The organism is Microcoleus sp. AR_TQ3_B6, from assembly GCF_036702785.1.
Taxonomy (GTDB): Bacteria; Cyanobacteriota; Cyanobacteriia; order Cyanobacteriales; family Microcoleaceae; genus Microcoleus.
The window spans coordinates 59,077-81,806 of sequence record NZ_JAUBVJ010000013.1 but is presented as its reverse complement, the minus strand read 5'-3'; the positions used below and the strand labels follow the sequence as shown (position 1 = coordinate 81,806).

Below are 22,730 nucleotides of genomic sequence, written 5' to 3'. Positions count from 1 at the left end.
TAAAATCTAAAATCTAAAATCTAAAATCGATTGGCCGTCTGCATCCGACCAACTGCGAAACCGACCCACGACGCTTCTTTGTAAATTGGGCAGCAGGCGAACAATAATCCAGGAATTCAGACGCTGTTTATAAGGCATAATCGATTCATGCTCCTTTCCAAAGGGGTATTACAGCCAGTCCTTGTACTTTCCACGGTTCTGGACTGGCTATTAAACATATTGTCTAATCAATTTATTGTTTAGTCAAGATGCTTAAGCATCTTATATAAAAAATGTGCGATCGAGGTTATGCCGAAAAAGCCCGTTCCGCGACCAGAAGATGAAGAGTCGCATTTGAAGAAGCTCAGAGAAGAACTGGAGATGAGTCAGGAAGATTTGGCCCGAGAGCTTGGCGTTTCGTCGCAAACAATCAGTCGTTGGGAGTTGGGAAAGAATGTGCCGACGTTCACCGTCAAGCAGATGAAAGCTTTGGAGAAATTGCTGGCTAGCATCGGCAGGTCGATAGGCGATTTGCCAGATAATCTGTAATGGAAACGATGACTTTGGTTCGGCGAGCGCCAAGACTGTAAAATTTAAAAGGGCGATCGATGTCGAACATCAGGTTTGCTTGTTCGCTCTGGCAACAACTTAAAGAGCTACTTTAGGCTTAGGGCAATGGAATTACGCGGCGCATGAAATTGCCACTAATGCCTTCATCCAACCACTCCAATAAATCGGGTTGCCAGTAGGCAGTTGCTAGCGGTAACCAACCAAGAAAAAAGCCCGTTCCACCGCAAATCGAGAATCCGCCATCAGTGTCTCGGACTGTATGTTTGTCGCTAATTATCTCGCAATCCTAAGGATTTTGGGCGATGTGGAGTCCGAAAAGGTTGGGCTGCAAGTGGAGTTTCCAGTCGGCTAGATTGTTAGTTGCGTAGAAATCGTTAGGACGGAAGTCTCCCCAGCGAAATAAAGTTGTGCTTCCTGCACCGCAGGCATACTCCCATTAGTCGAAAGTTAGCACACGGAGTCCTTCAGCCGCCAATTCAGTCGCGATGTCTTCCTGCGTCTTGCTAATAATTTGCCAAGCCGCAACCAAACCATCCTTACCGCGATCGAATCCCTATCTATCGCCACAATTAACTGCGGCCGATGTGCTGCTACTTCCTCTGAGTAGCGATATTTTTTTATTCGCTCAATTTTTGCCATTCCTGCAATTCCATAAGCCAAAAATTCCTGAACTCAACCTCTTCTACTTATCTAATTTGATAGCATCTAAAATTACTCGATCGCGCCCTGCATCTTTAGCTTGATAAAGCGAACGGTCTGCTGCTGCAATCAAATCTTTTTTTGAAGTTTCCGGTCGAGGAACCGTACTAGCTACTCCCAAACTCAGTGTAACCCAACAAGACACTGGTGATTTAATATTTTCAATCTCAAGTTTTTTCACCCAGACTCTAATTTCCTCTGCAATCGAGACAGCAAGGTCGGGTGCAATCCCAGGCAAAATTACCGCAAATTCTTCACCTCCGTAACGAGCTACCATCGTCTCTTCCGAAACTTCGCCTGCTGCGTAATTTACAGCCTCAACAATAGTTTTTGCTACCTGTTGCAAACAAGCATCTCCCGCCTGATGTCCGTAAGTATCGTTGTATTTCTTAAAAAAGTCAATATCGCATAAAATTAAAGATAGTTCTGCTCCTGCTTCTCCCAATTGTTGCCATTCTTTCTCTAAGTATTCATTAAAACAGTGGCGGTTTGCGACCTGAGTTAAGCCATCTGAGTTTGCCAGGCGATATAATTCGGAATTAGCTGCTTTTAATTGACTATTAGCTGCTTCTAGCTCGGATTGCGTAACGGATAAATTGTAATAAAGTTCGCTAATATACCAAGTAGCTTGTTGGTGAATTTGAGATAAAGCTACCAACACTTGATGCACGTCTAGAAGTCGGTAAACTTGAGGTTCTAACTGCACAACAATCGGCTCGTAAAGCAGTTCCGGCGGCCGCTGCACGGCTCGCTGAGCTGCCATGACAATTAAGGCTATTCCGGGTAAAATTAAAAGCTCGGTTTGATCTATTTGATACAAGGCTTTAATCGGTCTGTCAGCAAATATGTCTACTCCGTAAGGACGGCTCATACGTTCCATAAATCGCCGACGCGATATCATCCCTAAAAATTCGCCATTTAGGGTCAAAATAACTCCCGGAAGCAGCGGGTGAGCTTGAAACAACCGAGCTACGTCTTTGGCGAGAGATGAGGCTTCAACCTGAAAATCGAATACAGCCAGATCCTTAAGAGTAGACTCTAAAGATAAATTTTCTGGTGTTTTTTGCGGTGAGTTATATGGCGCGATAAATTCAACAGACACAGCGCAGATCCAAATAAACAATAAAGCAGCAAGAAACCTACAGTCAGCTAGTGGCTGATATTAGCTTAATATAGTACCATTGGCTGTATTGTTGAGGACACGAGTTAGCAGTATCAGACTTCTGTGTTCGTGTCAGGGGTGTATTTACTTTATTCATTCTTACTCACTGAATAATATAATGATTAAATCACTACTAAGATTTTTAGTATTGATTTTTATGGGCAAGATGCACTCCTATTTCGTAAAAGCTGGGAGATATAGGAGTTCGCTCGACTTAAGCTATATCCTGGGCGGCATTCAAATAGCACTGATATGCGGATTGGCCAAAACAAACCAGAATCACTTGGTCGATAGAGCTATGATTGGCGAGAAACTGCTGAACTTCAGATACGGCAATTTTGGCTGCACGGTCTATGGGGAAACAAAACAGGCCCGTACTGATAGCCGGAAAAGTAATTGTGCGGATTTTGTACTGCTGGGCCAAACTCAAACTGTTACGGTAACCTCGAGCTAACAGCTCATCCTCTCGACGCGTACCAATTTCCGAGACGGGGCCAAGTTTCCAAACGGGGCCGACGGTGTGAATTACCCAGCGACAAGGAAGGCTGTAACCGCCAGTAATCTTAGCCTCACCAGTCGCACAGCCATTCAATTTTCTGCATTCTTCCAACAAACCGCGGCCGGCCGCCGGGTGAATTGCTCCGTCAACACCACCGCCTCCCAAAAGAGATTCGTTGGCTGCATTGACTATCGCATCTACCTCTTGCTTTGTAATATCGCCTTCAATGACTGTTATCCGGTCTAACATCACAATTCAAAATTTTAAATTTCAAATCTAGCTTAACAAATTGCAAGTAGGGCGCGCAATACAAACCCAACTCTCCAAACTCCCGACGGCCGAGTTGATATGCCGTTTGTACGGCAATCCTCTGCCGATTTGTGAACGAGACTTTTTTTTATGAACCGCTGTTGACACACAGGATACAGATCGAGAGAAGAGAGTCGCAGCAATTAACTGAACAAGTTTTTATCAGATATTCTCGGAATAATCAGCATATCTTCTGTTAGACTGTCATGAATGCAAAAAACATCTCAATAACTAAAAGTTTTGCTTCTCAATAGTGGACAAAAAATAGTGGACAAAAACAACTTGTAGCCACATTGCTACTAATAGTGAAAAGCAGATTATACTAGCAGATATAGACGTGCCTTAGTCGAAAGTATTCCTCAATGTCCACGGGTGTCCTCAACAAAAAAACAAATCGTTATCGTTATGCGATTGCAATGTGGGATGGGATACCACCTTTCCTAGCAATAGGATTGTTAGATATGGGTGGTCTCAGGATATCTGAAATTGTCGGGATTAAAAGTATCAGGAGCAGCTATGCTGGAGAAAAAAAATTAGCGAAGAAGGGGCAGGTTCATAATTACTAGGACTGACCCCGCCCAAAAACGGATACAAGTTTCCGACAGGAGTCGTGGACAGGCAAAAATTTTAGAGCCGAGTTCAATCTCCTAGATACATCTGTGGAGTAAATCTCACATTTTCCATAAACTCGAGTCAAATCGGCCTTGCTGACGCACTTGCTGTATGAAATCTCGTTGCTTGGTAGATTTATCCCCGTCCCACCTCTTCTTTCTCCTATAAACCAGGTGTCTGCGCCAGTCCTCAACTCAAAATCCAAAACCGCTTTCGCGTTGCGAGGAAGGAAACAATCTCAACATTCCCTCACCACCCCCAAGTTCCTGGCTCTCCCTTAAACGGTCCGACAATATCTTTGGTAATCCAGCCGCCGTAAAAATCTCCTGCTTGAGATTGCACTAATTCCCCGTCCACATAACAGGCATCCATCTTGCTGGGATAAAAAGCCACATAATCTTTAATAGCTGCAAAAACCTGATTGGGATTGGGATAAAACCAAGCAGCATTTACTACTTCTTTCGACTCTACCGTCACAGTGTAATAACCGGCTTGTCCCTTCCACTCGCACCAAGAACCCCGTAAAGTTTTGTGCAAATATTGCATTTCGATGTCCTCGGGGGAGATATAGTAGGCAGGAGGGTGACTTGTCTCCAATACCCGCTGAGGGCGGCGCGTGTCCGCGATCGTCACTCCATTAAAAACAATCTGTACGTGTTTGGTCAATTCCTCAAGGCGAGGGGGACGCGGGTAATCCCAAACAGACTCTTGACCAGGGCCGGGCTCTATTCGCTGGAAGTTCATTCGCACAATCTCCACTGAAAAAAAAACACTTAGCGACTTAGCATTACAATTTAATCTAGCCTTAATCGTTCAGACCAAACCAGCTTTTCTCAACTCTCCGTAATATGAGTATTCGCGGTATAGACGTTTCCGACTACCAGCCCAATGTCAATTGGCAAGCAGTTGCCACGGAAGGTATTGTCTTCAGTTTTGTCAAAGCGACCGAGGGCGCAACGTTAGTTTCCCAAACTTTCGCCCGCAATTGGGCGGCTATGAAAGCGGCGGGGATTCAACGCGGTGCTTACCACTTTTTTCGACCTGCAAGCAGCGTTCAAGGACAAATAGATTTGTTCTTGAAAACTGTAAAACTCGAAGCGGGGGATTTGCCAGCAGTCTTGGATTTGGAAACTACAGGCGGTTTGAGTGGGGATCAATTGTGCGATCGAGCCGCAATTTGGCTAGAAGCAGTCGAAAAAGCCACCTTGATGCGGCCGATTATCTACACCTATCCCGGTTTCTGGGACAACTTGGGGACAAAACGGTTTGCCGATTACCCACTGTGGATTGCTCACTATACCACTGCTGAGGAACCTTGGGTTCCCGGCGGCTGGAAAACTTGGACTTTTTGGCAATACAGCGACACAGGAACCGTGTCCGGCGTCTCGGGCAATGTAGATACCAATATTTTTGAAAGCGTCCGAGAAGGCACCGTCAGTTATAAAGTTGCAGACATCCAGAAGGAATTAAGAATTAAAGGTTTCTATCAAGGCGCGATGGACGGTAAATTTGGACCGACTACTACTGCGGCGGTCATCTCGTTTCAGAAATCTCAAGGTTTCAATGCCGATGGCATTGCAGGCATCAAAACCTGGGCGGCTTTGATGCGAAAATCTCCCAAAGTAGTTGTCCCCACTCCAGTGCCGACACCCAGTCCGCGGCCGACACCCGCTCCGACACCCGCTCCGACACCCGCTCCCATATCAGGCGTGAGGCTGACTCAGGTATTCTCGTCTTATCAAGCTAGCGCTAGCCAAGATACTGCCTTAATTTGGCTGCAAAGTCAAGTTTCTACCTCTGTTTTAGGGGAATTTGCTCAAAAATGGCGGGCAACTACCTTACCTCAAGACACTAATTTGCGATTGATAGATGTCGGCAAATTTTATCGCGGTTTAGCAGAACAAGACCAAGCTTTAGATTGGCTGCAAAAACAACTTTCTCCGGCTGTTATTGCCGAGTTTGCACAAAAGTGGCGCTCTCAATCTACTGTCGTAAATTCTCCGATTCGGCTGATAGATGCGTGCAAATTTTATCGGGCAGCACCCAACCAAAATCAGGCTTTAGATTGGCTGGAAGGGCGAATTTCGCCGGCTATTCTATCGGAGTTTTTTCGCAGGTGGCAGAATGCCAATAGATAATAGATAATAGATTTTAGATTTTAGATTTTAGATTTTAGATTGACTCTACAAATGAATCTGGCGATTTTAGAGTTTTTTAGATTGGAGATGGACAAGCGAATTTCAAAGGTGGTACCCGCCACGTGATTTATCCGTGGAATCAATCCCTTTTCGAAAATCGAAAATCCTCAAGAAAGAGCATTTATCCGTGGGGTCAATCGAAAATCTAAAATCGAAAATCTAAAATCGATTGACTCCACAAATGAATCGGGGGGTTTGACCCCTCGGTAATTGAAAAGCCGCCAAATCTTGCTATTTGAGATTTGAGATTTGAGATTGACTCCACATCAAAACTCGTCAAATCCTCTCCTTCTCTCCCCGCATCTCCATCTGACTCTCGAACATAACAGACAATCTCTCGCTTAGCTACAGCTTACTGCCATCTTTGACGCCAAGAGAATTATCTGATAAAGTTATAGCCACTATCAAGGTTTTTAATCTTATTGGGAAAAATCCAGGGCCGTGCCGAGTTTGTAAGCTGCGCCGAAAATAGCGCCTGCACTGCAATTACCCGCGATCGTACATTTAAAACTTAGCGGGCAGCCTGTAACAATTATATCTATGGAAATCCCCTTTAACATCACCCAGTTGATGGTCATGACCGTCATCTGTGGCATCAGCGCTCAAGTTCTCGCCGCTTATCTGAAAGTTCCGGCGATCGTCTTTTTGCTGTTGTTTGGCATTTTAGCCGGCCCAGACTGCTTGGGAGTGCTGCACCCCAATCTGCTGGGCAGCGGTTTGGAAGTTATGGTATCGCTTTGCGTAGCGTTAATTCTGTTTGAAGGCGGCTTGAATTTGGAATTGCGAGATTTGGGCAAACTTTCCGGCAGCATCCGCAATTTAGTTACAGTAGGCACTTTAATTACGCTAATTGGCGGCGGAATGGCCGCACACTGGTTGGGGGAATTTCCCTGGCCGATCGCATTTCTGTATGCTTCTCTAGTAGTCGTCACCGGGCCGACGGTAATCGGCCCTTTGCTCAAACAAGTATCCGTTGACAAACAAGTCGCCGCCTTGCTAGAAGCAGAAGGCGTTTTAATCGATCCTGTCGGGGCAATTCTGGCAGTATTGGTGCTGAATATTATTTTGAACGGCAATGCTGATTTGCTGGTTTTGTTCCGAGATTTAATCGTGCGACTCTTCGTTGGCGCAGTCATCGGGGTTGCGGGAGGTTGGCTGCTGGGATTCATTCTCAAGCGATCGCAATTTCTCTCCGAAGACCTCAAAAACTTAGTAGTTTTAGCCAGTTTGTGGGGGTTTTTCGGCTTAGCAGAAGAAATCCGCAGCGAATCGGGACTGATGGCAACCGTCCTATCCGGCATCGTCCTCAGAGCCGCTGCTGTGCCGGAAGAAAGGCTGCTGAGGAGGTTTAAAGGTCAACTAACAGTCCTGGCTATTTCCATGCTGTTCGTGCTGCTGGCGGCCGATTTATCCCTCGCTAGTGTGGTCGCCCTCGGTTGGGGAAGTTTGTTTACAGTTTTAGCTTTAATGTGGGTAGTGCGGCCGATCAACGTTTGGCTGTGTACTTGGAACAGCGGACTGAATTGGCGGCAGAAATTATTTGTTTCTTGGGTAGCGCCGAGGGGAATTGTCTCAGCCTCGATCGCATCTTTATTTGCAATTTTGCTCACCCAGCGGGGAATCAACGGCGGCGACTCGATTAAAGCCTTAGTTTTCCTAACAATTATTATGACAGTTTTCGTCCAGGGACTAACCGCCGGAGCGATCGCTCAACTTTTGGGCATCACCTCAAAATCCGCAACCGGTGCTGCAATTGTGGGGTCAAATCCTTTGAGCAGATTAATTGCTCGCTTGTTTCAAGAACGCGGAGAATCGGTGGCAATTATCGACACCGACCCGGAAGCTTGCGCCCAAGCAGAACGAGAGGGTTTGCGGGTGTTTTTGAGCAGTGCTCTCGACCACAGCGTGTTAGAAGAAGCCGGACTCGATTCGATGGGAACTTTTCTGGCAATGACTAACAACGGCGAGGTAAACTTAGTGTTAGCTCAGCGAGCGGCCGAAGAGTTTGCACCCCCGAGGGTTTTGGCAATATTCCCCAAAGATCCGCAAGCAAATACGCCTGCAAATCAGACTAAAATCAATCAAGCTTTTGTCTCCGATTTGTCGCTGAAGGATTGGAACGAATATTTGAGCGATGGCGAAGTAAAATTGGGAGAAACTGAGTTAAAAAGTGAGGGATTGCAGTTTCAGATTGCTCACTTGCAAGCTTTGGTTCAAGCCGGGGAGTTGGCGCCGCTGCTGCTGGAAAGGCAGGGGTACTTGCAAGTAGTGCCGGCGGCCCAGATTTGGCAAGCAGGCGATCGAATTATTTATTTGCTGTACGATCCGACACCAAAATTGTTGAAAAGATTGTCTGGTTCGTCGCAGTCTCGTTTGACTTTGGAAAAGCATCAGGTAGTTGAAGAAGTGCCGATTCCTCCTCGGGTTTTAGAGCAGGTTTTAGAAGAAAAATCAGTAATAGCCAAGGAAGAGGAAATTTTGCAGCCGCCAGTTTCTAGGTAGGGGATTAATCCTAGGTCTGACCAGCGCTAATACCAAGCCTGAAAAATAATTGCTACAATAGAATTGTTGGGTTTGTTTCGTCCACTCAATGTGTAGGGTGCGTCGCCGAAAGAAAAGTCGATTAAATTTAGGGAGCGAGCGAGCGACGCACCCGAAGATTACTGGTGCACGATTGGAAAAATGGTATAAAATCTAGGCGTCCAGCAAGAAAAACGATAATTTTATGACAGCAGAAGGTTCGTATCAAGCAAGCACGTTCAATCGAGACATTGAGACAGAAATCCAGCGGTTAAAAGCTCAAGTTAACCTCAGTTGGGCCAAGGAAGCGCGCACTTTAAAGTGGTTCGGCTTGACCGACGGCATGAATGTTATCGAAGCGGGTAGCGGGCCGGGATTCTTCACCGAAAAACTTGTAGAATTGCTGCCCAACAGTTCGATAACAGCGGTAGAAATTGACCCCGTACTGCAGGAAAAAGCAGCAGAATATTTGCACCAAAAAGCGGGCGAGCGAGTAAATCACGTCCAAGCATCGGTTGGGGATACGGGCTTACCTGCTAACAGTTTTGATTTCGCGCTCGCCCGTTTGCTGTTCCTTCACCTCCCCGATCCCGTCGCAGCAGCTAGAGAAATATTCCGCATCTTGAAGCCTGGGGGAAAACTGGTAATTATCGATGCCGATGGGGATCTGTTTTGGCTGACAGATCCACCTTTGTCAGTGGAGAATCTCAGGAAGAAATTAAACCAGGTAACGGCATTGCGGGGTGGCAATGCATACTTTGGACGACATCTGTGTCGGCTTCTGAAAGAAGTTGGATTTGTTAGCGTTGATTTAGAAGTGGCTGTCAGCCACAGCGATATTATCGGAATTGAAGCATTTGAACCTTTGCTGGACTCCGGGCCCATTTTACAAATGGTCAAACAGGGATTGATTTCAGAGTCAGACATAGAAAGCTATCTGGTTTCGCGGGATGAATTTTTAGCTGCGGGCGATAGACGATTAATGATGAGTTTTTGGCTAATGGCTTGCGGGGAAAAACATTAATATACATCTTGCAAAAATAACTAAGACGGACTAGAAGCCCATCCCACAATTTTTTTTTATTGTGGGATGGGCTTCTAGCCCGTCCGAACATTTGATTAAAAGGACTTTTGCAATCTTGTCTCATAAATTCAAGATAAATTTTCCACAAAACTCTGATATTCCAGCGCAGCCAATCCCTGCTGCAAAACCTCTAACACTCTCGCTAAATCCCCAGCCAACAAAGCAAACTGATCCAACTGCCAACCCGGAAAAACTTCCGAACAAATTATCCCGTCACCATCAGGTTCAAGCTGCACGTATTCGCCATCCCTCAAGTGAAACCCCTCTAATTCGCAATTATAAACTCGCCAAAGGAGATATTCTTGCACTCCGTTGCGCCGATCGACTCTGAGTTTTTCGTGGCTGTCATATTTTACAGTACAAGCCCATGCTCCAGATAGCTTCCCTTTCAGCTTAGGAGTTTTCAGTGAAGGGTAAAAGCGATCGACAGCCAATAAATTGAGTTGAGTCGCTATTTTCCCCTCCAATCTCAGGTTCTCGTCGAACTAAGGATTTGAATACTCGTTTGAATGAAGATGCTAATACGAGGGTTCTCATAGCTTTAACTCTGTCATCACATCATCTACTGTCCCTCGGAATACTTGCCCCTGAAGGTATTACTAATTGATCCGAGCGATATTGAGAGCAATCTCATCTCTCCGTTTTTCTATGCGTCATCTTTTAATCAAATCGATTAAAGTTATTTGCTCCTCCTCAGACACTTCTTGGACTAGCTATAGAATCCTATCAAAGCTATAAGTGTTCATATTTCTGAGCTTAGTAACTTTACACCTACAAGTCTAACAAATCCTGGGAGCCGATCGCGCAAAGGCTCTTTGTGAGAGCCAATGGTTGTCGGCGTCGGCTCAACTGTGCCCTTATGCTCGATCGTACATCTGGTTGTATCGGTAATTCAATGTGAAATCAACTAAATGCGGGCCTTGGCGATTGTACATCCGCGACTAAGCTTCAAACCAGTATAAAAAAATAACTTATCTAAGGTGAATTCCGCATAAAATCCTTATTTACAGCAGCATTTTGAATTTGATTGCTGAATATATCAAGCATTCCCATAATTTCTGTGTGTAACTCTATATACTCTTCTCTGTCAACCGTCAAATAGTTACCATGTGCTATTTCATTTCTTGTTTTCAAAAGCTTAATATCGATTAGTACGGCCTTAGTAGAGTAAACGGAAAAGTCTATTCCCAGAGTAGAAGTTATTTCTTTCAAAATGTCAGAAGACAGATTGGATGCAGTCGAAATTGCATCTTTGTCTTTGTATGGCAAAGAGCATCTAGTATTTAAGTTAGAAAGGAAGAAATCACAAACAGGTATATATAATGAGGGTTTATTTGTGTCTTTAGCCTCGTTCAATTTTGTCTTCATTGCCAGAGCCAGAAAATTGCTACTAAGCTGATCGTAGCGAAGCTTTTGCATTGCAACATACTCTAGGTAACTGTTTGATGCTAATTTGACAAAACCTTCCCAATGGGCATAAAGAATACATATTCCACTCCGGATCAATGCACTATGCCTTTGAGGAGAAACATTTTTCGCTTCTACCAAGGATTTGACTTCTGAAAGTTCCTTCTTTCGCCAAGCAAGATCATTTGAAAGTTTATCACTTAATTCTTCAGGAGTTCGGATACTCATTAGGGGGAAAATACTTGTCTACCAAGCGGAACCAGGTAAGGTAAACGTATTGCAGCATTCACCCCTGCTCCCGACCATTTTTTATAAGTTGGATGTGACCAAATACTTTTTATACGATCAGATATTTGGTTTGTTTGAGGTAGATTTTTATAGTTATATCCGATTCCCAACGCTACCACTTCATATGCGGATAATAGAAAACCACCAAGGAACCTTTTTTGTTCAGATTTATATCTCTTAAAACTATCATCACCTGTAGTTTCATTCAGAAGATCGAATGTTTTTTTGAATGCAGTTTCTATATGGTGATAATCTAACTTTTTATTAGAAGCCCTTTCACGCATTTCGTATGTTAGAAAAACGTGAATATCACCACCCAATTTTTTAACGCTTTTCTCATCCCTATCAAATAGAAGTATGAAACGTAATACTAATTCCATATCATACTGTTCTTCATAGAGTTTATCACTTAAAGCGGTGCATTTTTTGAATGATTCATAATCGGCAAGTGAACGCATCAATTGATATAAATCTTGATTCAACATCAAAAGAATGCAATTTCTTACTTCTTGAGGTGTAGCAACTGAACCTCCTGTATTCAGTCGCTGAAATAGCTCATATTTAATCATTTTGTCGCTTTCTTTCTCAACAATATTGACGGCAATTTTTGAGCGCTTAATCAATAAACGTTGTGTTTGAGTTAAAGAATTATCTTTGTCATTTGGATCGTCCCATTTTTTACCTTCTAAAGAAGCTAAATATGTAGTTTTTTGTAAAGCTACTGGCTCTGCATTATTATTTTCTTCTTCATCTTTTTCTGCTTCATTTTTTTTCAAAATACCGACAAATTCATATATTGTTGATAGTCTCTGAACACCATCTACAACATCCCAAACACCATCATCTCTTTGGCTAACAAAAATTGGTGGAATAGGTATACCTAACAAAATTGATTCTATGAAGGTTGATTTTTGATGATCTGACCAACGGAAAAATCTCTGAAAATTTGGATGAATATCGATCTCACTATTTTCATAAAGGCTGATCCACTCTCCAATAGACATTGAGTAGCCATCAGTCCGAATTTCTTGCCTTGTTTTATCAATTTCATCTTGCAGGGACATAGTTCAAGGTGTGTTAAATTTTGTTATGTATAACCATTTCTGTAGAATAGGAATACTTAGCTATTCTACTGTGTTGCGTGGCGGTTGACAAAAAGTCAGTGTTTAACCCTGCAATTATAGCATATCAAGGGATTTGTTGCGTTAGTCTTATTAATCAACCAAATTACTGCGGCAGAATCCCCTTAATAAACTCCTGTCTTGCCTCAAGTATTGAAGGCATTAAAACACAGCGTACCAACAATTCTAAATCCAACTCCGGCAAAAACTCACTTCTTAAAACTTGCTCGTAATCATCCTCGCGCAGCCGATAGACAGCAAGCCGATTATTTTCCCAAAACCAAACTTCGGGAATGCGAAGTCGCAGATATTTAGCTAGTTTATTTGTGCTACCGCTAGTAATAGTTACTTCCACGGCTAAATCGGGATGCTCTTTTCTTGAACCTATATAATAAGACTCGTCTGGTTCAAATGATACATCTCTTGCCCGGTCTCTACGAGTTGCACTCCCTACAGGAAAAAATTCAATTCCGAGTTCAAAAAAGTATGCTTCCAGTAATATAGCGATCGCTTTTTTAAAGCTTTCATGTGCTTCGCCCAATGTCATAAACTCGATCCACCCATCAAGATAAGTTATCCGCAAACCCGGAGAGTCTGCCATCAAAGATTCGAGATCCTCAAATTGCTCCCAAGTATAATAACCGGGGAGAAGCAATCGCTGTTCCGCAAGCGTACCTCTTTCTTCTAAAAGTTGTGCAGTCACAGGTATCACCATCCTATTTTAAATATTACTAGCCCCTACCCAGGACAAACCAGGCAGGGGCATTCACTCACATTCTAACTTAATGAACTAGCTCGATCGCCCTTTTAGTCAACGCCTCAGCAGTCAACCCATTAAACGCCATCAACTGACCAGCACTAGCAGTAGTTTCCCCCCGCTTCCAAGCGAAAGTATCCCGCTTGCAATTGCTGCGGAGCATCACAGGTTCCAACATCCCAGAAGCGCCGCCTGTCACGCCAATCAAGGCATCTCCCCCAAACAATTCGGCAAATTTCTCATCGCTCAAAAAGCCGCCGTCAGGTTCCGAACAAGTATCCCAAGCAACATCGCCTTGACGGTACAAACGCCGGGGATTCACAACAGAAACAATCCGCACTCCAATCCCTTCTGTTTCCAAAAATGCCGCCGCTTCAAACACTGGCATTAACGTCATGTCGCCGACAACTGCAAACACAACTTTCTTGCTCCCCCCTTGATTCTGGGAAGCTTGCGGGGAATCGACTTCGTGCAGCACTATTGCACCGTCTTGCAAACCTTGGCGAGTCTGTTCAAGAGTAGTGCGAATTGGCAGCGGCGACTTGCTTGCAGTAATCACAACTCCCTTATTTTTAGCAGTCAAAGCCCACTCATAACAAGCTTGAATGCTGTTAGCATCCGGTGGAAATAAAGGAAACACATTTCCGTTCCGCATCATCGCCGCAAAATAAGCCTCAATTTCCGGCCGCTGGTGGGTCCAACCGTTGCGGCCTTGTTCCAGTGCACCCGCTGTAAATAAGGTGACAGTTGCCGGAGTTGGACGGCGCAATTCTGCCATTGCTTGGGTTACAGTTTGCCAAATTGGTAAACCGTTGATGGCAAAAGATTCGTAGGAACACCACAAACTCCGCGCTCCGAATAGCGATAAACCTACGGCTAAACCAGCGCAAGCATCTTCGCTCAAAGGTTCGTAAACTTGGCCGTTGGGCGATTGATTGTACAGGTCATCTGTCGTCGGGTGAATAATTTTGAGAGCTTGGTTGATATTGGCAATTGCCGAGGCTTCATTGCCGTCAGCATTAGTGACAAGAAAAGTACGATCGCGCTCGCCAACTTTCCCTACCAAAACCCCCATTGCTGTTGTCGAAATCTTCGGTTCTCCCGCAACTGCAAATTCTTCCAAAGGCAATTCGCCTAAATCTGGCAGCGGCAATGTAAACTCAGTAACAACTGTTTTCGCCGCCGGCCCGCCGCCCGCACGCTCGCAATTTGTCCGCACCAACTCCCAAGCAGCAGCAGTCAAAGCGCGCTCTTTTAAAGCACTGATAATGTGCGGAGCATCCAGGGTATCTTTCGGATAAAGGTTGTGAGATTTTGCTCCGCGCGCGTGGACGCCAGCACCTTTCAACTGTTTAATAATAAACGCAGTTAATTTGCCGCCGAGAGCCGATTTTGCCGCTTTCTCAACTCCTTGTAAAACAGCTTTGGTAAATGCCATGCGCTGATCGAAAGAAAAAGCAGTGCTGTCAACATAATCTTCCGGTTGATTTTGATCGTCAAATTCCTTAGCATCAACTAAGATAACTTCTTCAAAACCGTTGCCTTGCCAATAAGCAATCATTTCAGCATTAGTTTTAGTCGAAACCATGCTGTGATGTTCCTGAGAATATCCGTTCCAAACCAACACAGGCAAAAAGTTAGTAACGCTGGGATAAGCTGTGTGGAAATGTGCCATGCTGCTCATCGGATAGGGTTCGCCCATGCCGCCGTCGCCCATTGTGAAAGCAAACAGTTTTTCGCGGTGCAATAGCGCTCCAGCCATTGCGAAATGCTGCCCTTGTCCGAGGGGGCCGGCCGGTGCTAAAAGGCCGGGAATGAAACCGGAAAGATGTCCTAACAAACCGTCTTTTTCTCGGAATTTATCGCGCATTTGCTGCACGTTAACAATTCCCATATCCTCCAAAGATCGATCGAGAAACATGGCGCTGTAAAATCCCGGCGCGTGATGGCCGACTTCAGTGACAATGTTCTTGTGTCCGAGCATCACCAAAGCGGCATAAGCCTCAGCTTGGCTAGCAAAACCCCCCGGATGTCCCGATGCCTTGCTGGCGGTGACTTGCAGCGTCAGGTAGCGCAGGGCGTCTGCTCCCAGCATCGTTTGAAAGACGGCGACGGGATCGGCAGGATCGGCGATCGACTTGCTCCCCTCGGCGATCGCAGGTGCTTTCCCGTAAGTCTCAAAACCCGGCACACTCTCGGAGAAATACTGGATTCCTTCGCAAAAACTGGGAATTGCTGACGTTGCCTTCGGCGTAGTTGCAGTCATGCTTTATACCTGAAAAATTTAGATTTGATTAATGTAACAGTAATTTTATAGCTTCCTTGTTGCAAAAAATCATTATTTCTGCTATATCGCATGATAAATAAATAAAATATCTCAAAATTTAAGCTGAGAGCGCCCCACTTTTCCCGAAACAAATCAGGGCGTGAGAGCCGGAAAAAAATCCTTGCTGAGTACCAATTAGGGTTCGCTAATGTCTAACCCCAGCCGTTCCCCGACATTAATATAAATCGCAGTGCTGCTTTCAAAAAGAGAAGGTCTAGCCTTTTGATTCGCCAGCCAAACAAAAAAACTGCTGAGTGCAGGAGCAGGATCTTGATCGCGACGGAGCGTGTAGATCAAACCTTCGCAGGGGCCGTTAACGCGACTGCTCGTGCAAATCACTTTCTGGTTATTTACCACACCGACAGTGACATAATTTAGCTGTCGGTTGCGCTTGTAATTTTCCAGGCGCTGAGTCACTTGTTGACAGCGAGTCAGAGGATCGTAGCCAGAACTAGAAAAGAAATTAGAATTCCAGCGAATCCAAGGCTCCCTAAACCCTTGGGGATTTTGATACACAGTCACCGGCTCTCCCGTGGATGTATCGCACACAAAGCCCCCCTGACCGAGGTTTTGTTGGCTTTGGCTAGAGCCGCGGCTGATAGAAATATTGCTGAGAATATCAAACCCCCTAGGCTTAGTTTGTGATAGCAACGCCGTAAAAGCATCGATCGGAATCGCTGAATTCAACCCGGTTTTAATCTCCTCAATCTGACCGTTCCACTGGCTCCTCACTGTGCCGACAGTATCTCCCTGACCGTGAATTCCCACAACTCTCCCATCAGCATCAAATACAGGCCCGCCGCTCATACCGCGCCTGGTCACAGCTTGATAGCGCAGTCCGTACCCCAATGATGTGCGACCAAGGCGAGAAGATACAATACCACTAGTAAACTCGAGTTGTCTTTCAGATCCAGAGGCGATGGGCAGCGGATAGCCAGCAACGTAAATAGTAGAACCGACAACAGCACGTCTCGACTCCCCCATTGGGGCTACTGGATACTGTTCTCGGCTCTGAAACTGTACCAATGCCAAGTCTATATCCGTGTCATTTTTCGGAATGCGCTGTATTTTGATTGCTTTATAATTTTTTTCTAAATGAGTGCGAATGCTGTATTCTTGGGCGAGGCTTGCTACTACGTGGTTCGTCGTTAGAACAGTGTAAATATTCCCCTGTTTAGCAATAATTACTCCAGAGCCGCTAGCAGAAGAACCCAGCGTATTGTTGACTTCCACCGTTGTTAATATCGCTAGCTGGGCAATTTCTTGGGCTGTTTTGGCACAAGCAGCATATTGTTGACCGACCACCGCAGCCACCGTTACTGCACCGGTCAAGATGATTGTCAGCGCGTCAAACCGCAAACCCCACGAATACATCGCTAACTCCCTAGATGAGACGAGACGAATTGCAAATATATACTGATAGGAATTACCCAACTGGATTTAACCATCTTCTGCTACATAAGATTGACATAAAGCGGACAAGACTGACATCTCGGACACTTAAAACTTACGAACTGTGTCTGCGTAGGGAGTCGGCTCCTTCTCCTGGTCAGGCGTTAATTCAGGACGACGCACCCTTACTCGATCGTTTGAGACTGATGCTAAATTAATCGCAGCATTCAAGTCTTGATTACAATTGTTACCACAAGCCTCACAAACAAACACTCGCGCTTGAAGTGGCATCGGTTGAAGGTGGCTGCACCTTGAGCAAGTTTTAGATGAGGGATACCATCTATCTACCAGTTCGACAATAGTGCCGTAAAAAGGAGATTTATAAGTGAGAAAGCGTCGAAATTGATAAAATCCTGAGTCTACAACTGCAGCAGCCAGTTTGTGATTTGCCAGCATCCCACAAATATTTAAATCTTCGATGCGGATGTGGGCATACTGCTGACTGATTTCTGTCGTTGTTTTCTGCAAGAAATGTCGTTGCCTCTGAGCAATATCAGCGTGTTTTTTGGTAAGCTTTCGATAAAATTTCTGAGTGTTTTTCGAGGATTTAATTCCAAGTTTTCTATTGCCTAATTGCTTGTTTCTATTGCGGTACTGTAGTTTCCGTAGCTTGATTTTCGCTGTTTTTAGGGAATAGGGCAGTTGGTATACCGTACCGTCACTCAAAGTAGCAAAGGTAGAAACTCCTAAATCTCTGCCTGTCGGGGCGGAGACTGAGTGATACAAAGGGGGGATTTTGTCGGCTTTTATTGTAAAACTGACGTACCATTTATCCGCAGTGCGACTGATTGTAAATGTTTGAGAGCAACAGTTGTACCGGATAGTTTCTTTCAGGCGAAACGTTCCCATTGTAGGAATTTTTATCCGATTGCCAGCTATCAGAAATACTGATCCATTGCTGATGTCTACAGTGAAGGAGTTCCCGGATTTCTTGCGTTTAAAATTAGAAAAGCCACCTCTATCTTTAAAAAAACGTTCTAGGGCGCTATTGAAGGCAATGAAAGCATTTTGATCGACGCGGGATGATAAAGTTTTAGTCCATTGATATTCGGGTTCTTTTTTGATGAAGTTTGTGAAGGTTTTTTTGATGAGGGCAATTTTTCGAGTACGCCTAACTTTGATATCCATCACGCCCAAGTAAAGGGTACGAGCTAAGTTATAGCAAAATCGAGCGTAACCGGCGTGTCGCGCCATCCTTGTACGTTCACAATTGTTGACTTTTAGTTCTAGCTTGAGGGCGTACATAGGCTGGGGAGCGAGTCAGGACTGCCTTCTTCTGATACTTATTTTACCAGTCACAGCCCACGAAAGACAAGAAAACCGTGTTTTTTTGTCCAATATATTTTTAATGTCACCAAAAGTATATAAAACTGCCGTTTAGTATCACCTCTAACAATTCCGCTGTCGGTTCAGTTGCATCTTCAAAAGCATAGACTTCAAAATCAGGATCTCGATAGTTGCCTCGACCGTTCATCCCAACCAAGAAACCTTTGGCATTAAAAATCGGGCCGCTACTCATACGGCTTTTAACCTCAAGGTTATAGCCCAAGCTAGAACCTTGAGGCAAAGATGTGGGCAGCAGCAGTTCTACGAACCCCCGCGCTACAGCCCACACCTGTACACCCGCAGGGAATCGGGCCGATCGCACTGGCTCTCCCACCGCTGCCGGCTCGGCGCCGGCTCGGTGCTACTTTATACTCGATCGCACACAGAAACTCAACGATCGCCAGATCGGTATCGTCCAGCCGCCTCGGAACTCCCAGCGGTCGGTGGAGGAGGCCGTCGTCGGTGACAATTGTCCGATCGCCCCGGACGATCGCCACCACGTGCCAATTAGTCAGCACCCTATAGGTTTGCCCCTACAGCCGGACGATCGTCCCCGAACCCGAAGATTGCGCCGTCTGGATGCGTACCGTTGTTTGACGCGCCAAGTTTTCCACCTCAACCCCCGGAATTGGCGATGGGATTGAAAATTTACCAATCTTTAAGGCAGTCCCGAGAACGGGGAAAAAGGGGGTAGTTGCGCCTCATCAGCAGTGTTTTCCTCTAGCTTTCCTGTGACATCAATGTAAGGAATTTTACTGCTTTCATCAAAGGAGGGCATCCCGACATATCCTTGGCGCCAAGCCAACAAATTATACAAAGAGCCGATCGGGTCTTGGCCGGGTCTGAGGGTATAAATCAAATTTTCACACCGCCCATTGACTTGATTCGCCGTGCAAATGACATTTTGGCCGTTCATCTGGCCCGCAGTAATATACTTGAGCACCCGTTGGCGGCGATAGGTTTCGAGGCGTTGACTCACTAATTGACAGCGAGTTACCGGATCGTAACCTGAACCGGAGAAATAATTAGAAGTCCACTCAATCCAAGGCTCTATAGCACCTTGAGGGTTTTTGTACACCGTCACCGGCGCACCGGTTGAGGTGCTGCACCAAAATCCACTTTCCCGCGGTGCTCGCTGAGCGTAACTCGGTTCAAAAGCAACCGTCAGCCCGCTGAGGGCGCAAGCTGTTGCCACCAAAACTTTTGTCCATAATTGTTGTTTCATGATGTTTTCACTCTTTTTGATGGGATTCGACACAAAAATTCCCCAATCCTGTGATAACACCCTTGAAGCGCTAGGTCATCACACAGTCCTGGACGCAAGTGTCACAATTAGTAAGGTGCTATACAATCCGAAACCATTGATAATCGGTTCCTAATCAAAGTAGTAGAGCACCCTACAAGTCGATTTGAGAGTGCCCGTTGGTCTTAGTCCTTACAGATCCGCTGACTTCGGAATTATTTGGTTCGCGACTTGCCTAGAAACCGGTTTTTTTACGAAAACACTTCGTTGCAGCCGTGAGCCCTGGTTAAAAATCCGGTTTCTTTGGTCTTGATGCGTAAGTCCTGATATGATTCGGGACTTGCGCATTCGCTGTAACTTGGCTTTCGGCTCCGTTACAGGGAATGCGCTCCGAAGGCGAGCTTAAAATGCGCGCCCAAGTCTGAATTATGTGCTGATTACTACTAATCAAACTCAGGCTTTCTAATCAAACTCAGGCTTTCGCCAACTAGAAAGAGGCTTTGCACCTCAGACGTTGGGATGAATCGAGTTGCAAGCGTACATCACACAACTGACAAGGTATTTTATATCACTTGCGAACTCGGTCGAGAGCTGGATATGCTGACATACGGGTACCGCAGGGGGGGACGCTTGAGCGGTAATACCCTCTTACGTTATCTCACACTAAAATAAAAGTATTAACAAGCACTCTTAACTTGTTTTCTTCTCCGTACTGCCAGAAATACTTCTAAGTGAGTGCGCTCGGGATTAAGTGCTTGATACTACCAAAATTTCCCCTCTATACACTGAGCTTTCGTATAGTATTAAAAACTATGAACCGTATCTGCAAACAGTTGGGGTATTTAGCAACTGGATTAATTCTGCTCGGCGCTAGCAGTTTTTCTAGCTCAGATGCAGCTAACTCGGCCGAAAACCAGAGCCAACGCCCAGCAAGCGCCCGTCCGTTGCGACACCTACAGCTAACGGGAAATCAAATTGACGATCGATCGACTCAAGCACCCCAGCCCTTTAACTCTGTTGCCTCAGTTTTAGGCAGTTCCGTAGGATCGGAGAAGGCTGTCACCGTTAGGGTTTATAAGGTAGACAATCTGTGTCAAAATCTGAAGCCGGAAACAGTTACAGGCCCAGACAACCAGTTAATGTCTTTGGCCGTTAATGAAGTGTTAAAGCAGCAGATTTTCGATAGTCTTGGTTTGGTTGGTTATCGGCTCAGGATCGATCGCCGTCTCGGAATAGCTACCGTCGATCTGCGAGCCTCCGGAAATTCGCGGCAGAAATTGCAAAATCTGTCGAGTTGTCAGATGTTAGGTTTGTTCGGGGGCGTGCGCCAAACTTTAACCAGTTATGCTCCTTGGCAAATTAAAACTGTGCGTTTTACAGAGCTTGGGAAGGACATTTTGAACACGGTTAGAGAATAAGCTATTAAAATTATTGGAGATGGGACTGACGCACTTCTCTCCTTAAAAAAAAGGTTTGGGAGGGATTGAATAAACCTTCAAACCCTTTGAGATTTGTTGATGCTGCTAAGTCCTGTGACCAAAACCCCGGTAATTCCTATGACACTACCTAACGGCCCCAAAACCCCCCGCTTTGTGCAGCTAATTCAATGGATCAGCGATCCGCTGACATACCTGGATAAATGTGCCAAGCAATACGGCGACATTTTCACAGCTCAATTTGGCAACATGGAGCCATTGGTGATGATCAACCACCCGCAAGCTGTCCAGGAGATGCTCACCAGCAACGCGCTTCACGCTCCAGGCAGCCTGAATAGTATTCTCAAACCCATGCTGGGAGAACAATCCATGGTTATGGTCTCAGGAGAAAGGCACAAACGATCGCGCCAATTATTGATGCCACCTTTTCACGGGGAACGGATGCGGAATTACGGCCAACTAATTTGCGGTATCGCTCAAGATGTTGCCAGCAAGTGGTCGGTCGATCGACCTTTTGTAGCCCGCAGCGCCATGCAGGAAGTCACCATGCGGGTAATCTTGCAAGCTGTCTTCGGCCTTGATGACGGGCCGCGGTTACAAAAACTCAGACCACTACTTGCCTCAGTCCTCGATATGACCAACTCTCCCCTGCGATCGAGTATGCTATTTTTCGACTGGATGCAGCAAGATTGGGGTTCTTGGAGTCCTTGGGGACGAATGAAACAGGGGCAGCGAAAAATTGACGAACTAATCTATGCCGAAATAGAAGAACGCAGACTGCAACCAGACGCCAACCGCACCGACATTCTCAGCTTAATGATGGCCGCGCGCGACGAAAACGGGCAACCAATGACCAATGAAGAATTGCGCGACGAGTTGATGACGCTGCTGTTTGCAGGCCACGAAACCACAGCAACGGCCCTAGCTTGGGCGTTTTACTGGATTCACCACTTGCCCTCGGTGCGCCAGAAGTTGCTGCAAGAATTGGACAGTTTGGGGGAAAATCCCGACCCCATGACGATTTTCCGCTTACCTTACCTGAGTGCAGTTTGTCAGGAGACACTGCGAATTTATCCGGTGGCAATGCTGACGTTTGCGCGAGAAGTTCTCACGCCCGTGGAACTGATGGGACATCAACTCGAACCGGGCACGGTTGTTTTCGGCTCGATTTATTTGACCCACAGACGGGAGGATTTGTATCCAGAACCCCTGCAATTTAAACCGGAACGGTTTTTGGAGAGGCAATTCTCGCCTTACGAGTATTTGCCCTTTGGAGGCGGCAGCCGCCGCTGTATCGGCTTGGCGCTGGCGCAGTTGGAGATGAAACTGGTGCTGGCAACCATTTTGCGGGATTTCGACCTCGTATTGGCCCAGAAAAAGCCCGTACAGGCCAAACGCCGAGGGGTGACTATAGGGCCTGCCGGCGGCGTGCGGATGGCCCTGCTGGGGCGGCGGATGTCGCAGCAGAAGCGTGAACCTGTTGCTAGTGGGGTTTAAAGTCGCAGCAGTTGCAGCGGGCGATCGAACTTTCAGCTTTGAGTGCCAACAATTTAGGGAGAATCTGCGATCGTCCGCCAATGCCACCATTTTTTGTAGCACCCGCTACAGATAAATAGCTATAATCCTTCACCTGTAACGATCGCACCCTCTGAATTTTCAACTTTCAGTCTAAAATACTAGGAGCTTTGCAAACACAGCCTCAAAGCAAAAGTGGGTGATTGCAATAGTCCTCTTGATATCTC

The 22,730-nt window shown here is 45.7% G+C and carries 22 protein-coding genes; 6 read left to right on the top strand and 16 right to left on the bottom strand.

The features are described from left to right. Positions 1-6 precede the first annotated feature (6 nt). Positions 7-138: a hypothetical protein gene (locus tag QUB56_RS09355; protein ID WP_332954874.1), complete on the bottom strand. Its 132-nt coding sequence runs from the start codon at positions 136-138 to the stop codon at positions 7-9. 150 nt (positions 139-288) lie between these two features. Here QUB56_RS09355 and QUB56_RS09350 point away from each other — a divergent pair, with 150 nt between their 5' ends. After that, positions 289-528 carry a helix-turn-helix transcriptional regulator gene (locus QUB56_RS09350; RefSeq protein WP_172186452.1) on the top strand — a complete coding sequence of 80 codons (240 nt, stop codon included), beginning with the start codon at positions 289-291 and terminating at the stop codon, positions 526-528. Between the two features lie 468 nt (positions 529-996). Here QUB56_RS09350 and QUB56_RS09345 read toward each other — a convergent pair whose 3' ends face one another. The 4 genes from QUB56_RS09345 to QUB56_RS09330 form a co-directional block, all read right to left on the bottom strand. Beyond that, positions 997-1,188, bottom strand: a complete 192-nt coding sequence (locus QUB56_RS09345; RefSeq protein ID WP_332954873.1) for a hypothetical protein — start codon at positions 1,186-1,188, stop codon at positions 997-999. 43 nt (positions 1,189-1,231) lie between these two features. Beyond that, positions 1,232-2,350, bottom strand: a complete 1,119-nt coding sequence (locus tag QUB56_RS09340; protein ID WP_332954872.1) for a diguanylate cyclase — start codon at positions 2,348-2,350, stop codon at positions 1,232-1,234. A 274-nt stretch (positions 2,351-2,624) separates the two neighbouring features. Next, on the bottom strand, positions 2,625-3,158 hold the full coding sequence (locus QUB56_RS09335; protein WP_332954871.1) for an O-acetyl-ADP-ribose deacetylase: 534 nt from the start codon (positions 3,156-3,158) through the stop codon (positions 2,625-2,627). A 921-nt stretch (positions 3,159-4,079) separates the two neighbouring features. Then, positions 4,080-4,574, bottom strand: a complete 495-nt coding sequence (locus QUB56_RS09330; RefSeq protein ID WP_332954870.1) for a DUF427 domain-containing protein — start codon at positions 4,572-4,574, stop codon at positions 4,080-4,082. 104 nt (positions 4,575-4,678) lie between these two features. Here QUB56_RS09330 and QUB56_RS09325 point away from each other — a divergent pair, with 104 nt between their 5' ends. The 3 genes from QUB56_RS09325 (at position 4,679) to QUB56_RS09315 (ending at position 9,572) form a co-directional block, all read left to right on the top strand. Next, on the top strand, positions 4,679-5,968 hold the full coding sequence (locus tag QUB56_RS09325) for a GH25 family lysozyme (protein ID WP_332954869.1): 1,290 nt from the start codon (positions 4,679-4,681) through the stop codon (positions 5,966-5,968). A gap of 600 nt (positions 5,969-6,568) precedes the next feature. Then, a complete protein-coding gene (locus QUB56_RS09320) occupies positions 6,569-8,530 on the top strand; it encodes a cation:proton antiporter domain-containing protein (RefSeq protein WP_332954868.1) in 1,962 nt (653 codons plus the stop codon). A gap of 223 nt (positions 8,531-8,753) precedes the next feature. After that, the gene (locus tag QUB56_RS09315; protein WP_332954867.1) at positions 8,754-9,572 is read left to right on the top strand and encodes a methyltransferase domain-containing protein; all 819 of its coding nucleotides are present in this window, start codon (positions 8,754-8,756) and stop codon (positions 9,570-9,572) included. A gap of 128 nt (positions 9,573-9,700) precedes the next feature. Here the strand turns inward: QUB56_RS09315 and QUB56_RS09310 are convergent, their stop codons facing one another. The 10 genes from QUB56_RS09310 to QUB56_RS09265 all read right to left on the bottom strand — a co-directional run bounded on the left by QUB56_RS09310 (position 9,701) and on the right by QUB56_RS09265 (position 19,534). Next, entirely contained in the window at positions 9,701-10,099 is a 399-nt protein-coding gene (locus QUB56_RS09310; protein ID WP_332954866.1) for a Uma2 family endonuclease, read from the bottom strand. Positions 10,100-10,607: 508 nt separating this feature from the next. Continuing rightward, positions 10,608-11,267, bottom strand: a complete 660-nt coding sequence (locus tag QUB56_RS09305; RefSeq protein ID WP_332954865.1) for an MAE_28990/MAE_18760 family HEPN-like nuclease — start codon at positions 11,265-11,267, stop codon at positions 10,608-10,610. After that, positions 11,267-12,391 (bottom strand): DUF262 domain-containing protein, encoded by a 1,125-nt coding sequence (locus QUB56_RS09300; protein WP_332954864.1) that lies wholly within the window; start codon positions 12,389-12,391, stop codon positions 11,267-11,269. The genes QUB56_RS09305 and QUB56_RS09300 overlap by 1 nt, the downstream gene beginning before the upstream one ends. Positions 12,392-12,554: 163 nt before the next feature. Then, positions 12,555-13,151, bottom strand: a complete 597-nt coding sequence (locus QUB56_RS09295) for a Uma2 family endonuclease (protein ID WP_332954863.1) — start codon at positions 13,149-13,151, stop codon at positions 12,555-12,557. Positions 13,152-13,230: 79 nt separating this feature from the next. Next, complete coding sequence (locus tag QUB56_RS09290) at positions 13,231-15,471, bottom strand: phosphoketolase (RefSeq protein WP_332954862.1); 2,241 nt, start codon at positions 15,469-15,471, stop codon at positions 13,231-13,233. 195 nt (positions 15,472-15,666) lie between these two features. Continuing rightward, a complete protein-coding gene (locus QUB56_RS09285) occupies positions 15,667-16,905 on the bottom strand; it encodes a COP23 domain-containing protein (RefSeq protein WP_332954861.1) in 1,239 nt (412 codons plus the stop codon). Positions 16,906-17,031: 126 nt separating this feature from the next. Further along, on the bottom strand, positions 17,032-18,228 hold the full coding sequence (locus tag QUB56_RS09280; RefSeq protein WP_332954860.1) for a transposase: 1,197 nt from the start codon (positions 18,226-18,228) through the stop codon (positions 17,032-17,034). A 106-nt stretch (positions 18,229-18,334) separates the two neighbouring features. Then, complete coding sequence (locus tag QUB56_RS09275) at positions 18,335-18,502, bottom strand: hypothetical protein (RefSeq protein WP_332954859.1); 168 nt, start codon at positions 18,500-18,502, stop codon at positions 18,335-18,337. A gap of 31 nt (positions 18,503-18,533) precedes the next feature. After that, positions 18,534-18,827 carry a hypothetical protein gene (locus QUB56_RS09270; RefSeq protein ID WP_332954858.1) on the bottom strand — a complete coding sequence of 98 codons (294 nt, stop codon included), beginning with the start codon at positions 18,825-18,827 and terminating at the stop codon, positions 18,534-18,536. Positions 18,828-18,967: 140 nt separating this feature from the next. Next, positions 18,968-19,534: a COP23 domain-containing protein gene (locus tag QUB56_RS09265; protein WP_332954857.1), complete on the bottom strand. Its 567-nt coding sequence runs from the start codon at positions 19,532-19,534 to the stop codon at positions 18,968-18,970. An 830-nt stretch (positions 19,535-20,364) separates the two neighbouring features. Here QUB56_RS09265 and QUB56_RS09260 point away from each other — a divergent pair. Beyond that, positions 20,365-20,970, top strand: a complete 606-nt coding sequence (locus tag QUB56_RS09260; RefSeq protein ID WP_332954856.1) for a hypothetical protein — start codon at positions 20,365-20,367, stop codon at positions 20,968-20,970. A 138-nt stretch (positions 20,971-21,108) separates the two neighbouring features. After that, on the top strand, positions 21,109-22,485 hold the full coding sequence (locus tag QUB56_RS09255; protein WP_332954855.1) for a cytochrome P450: 1,377 nt from the start codon (positions 21,109-21,111) through the stop codon (positions 22,483-22,485). Here QUB56_RS09255 and QUB56_RS09250 read toward each other — a convergent pair. Next, positions 22,472-22,648 carry a hypothetical protein gene (locus QUB56_RS09250; protein WP_332954854.1) on the bottom strand — a complete coding sequence of 59 codons (177 nt, stop codon included), beginning with the start codon at positions 22,646-22,648 and terminating at the stop codon, positions 22,472-22,474. The genes QUB56_RS09255 and QUB56_RS09250 overlap by 14 nt on opposite strands. Between the last annotated feature and the right edge of the window lie 82 nt (positions 22,649-22,730).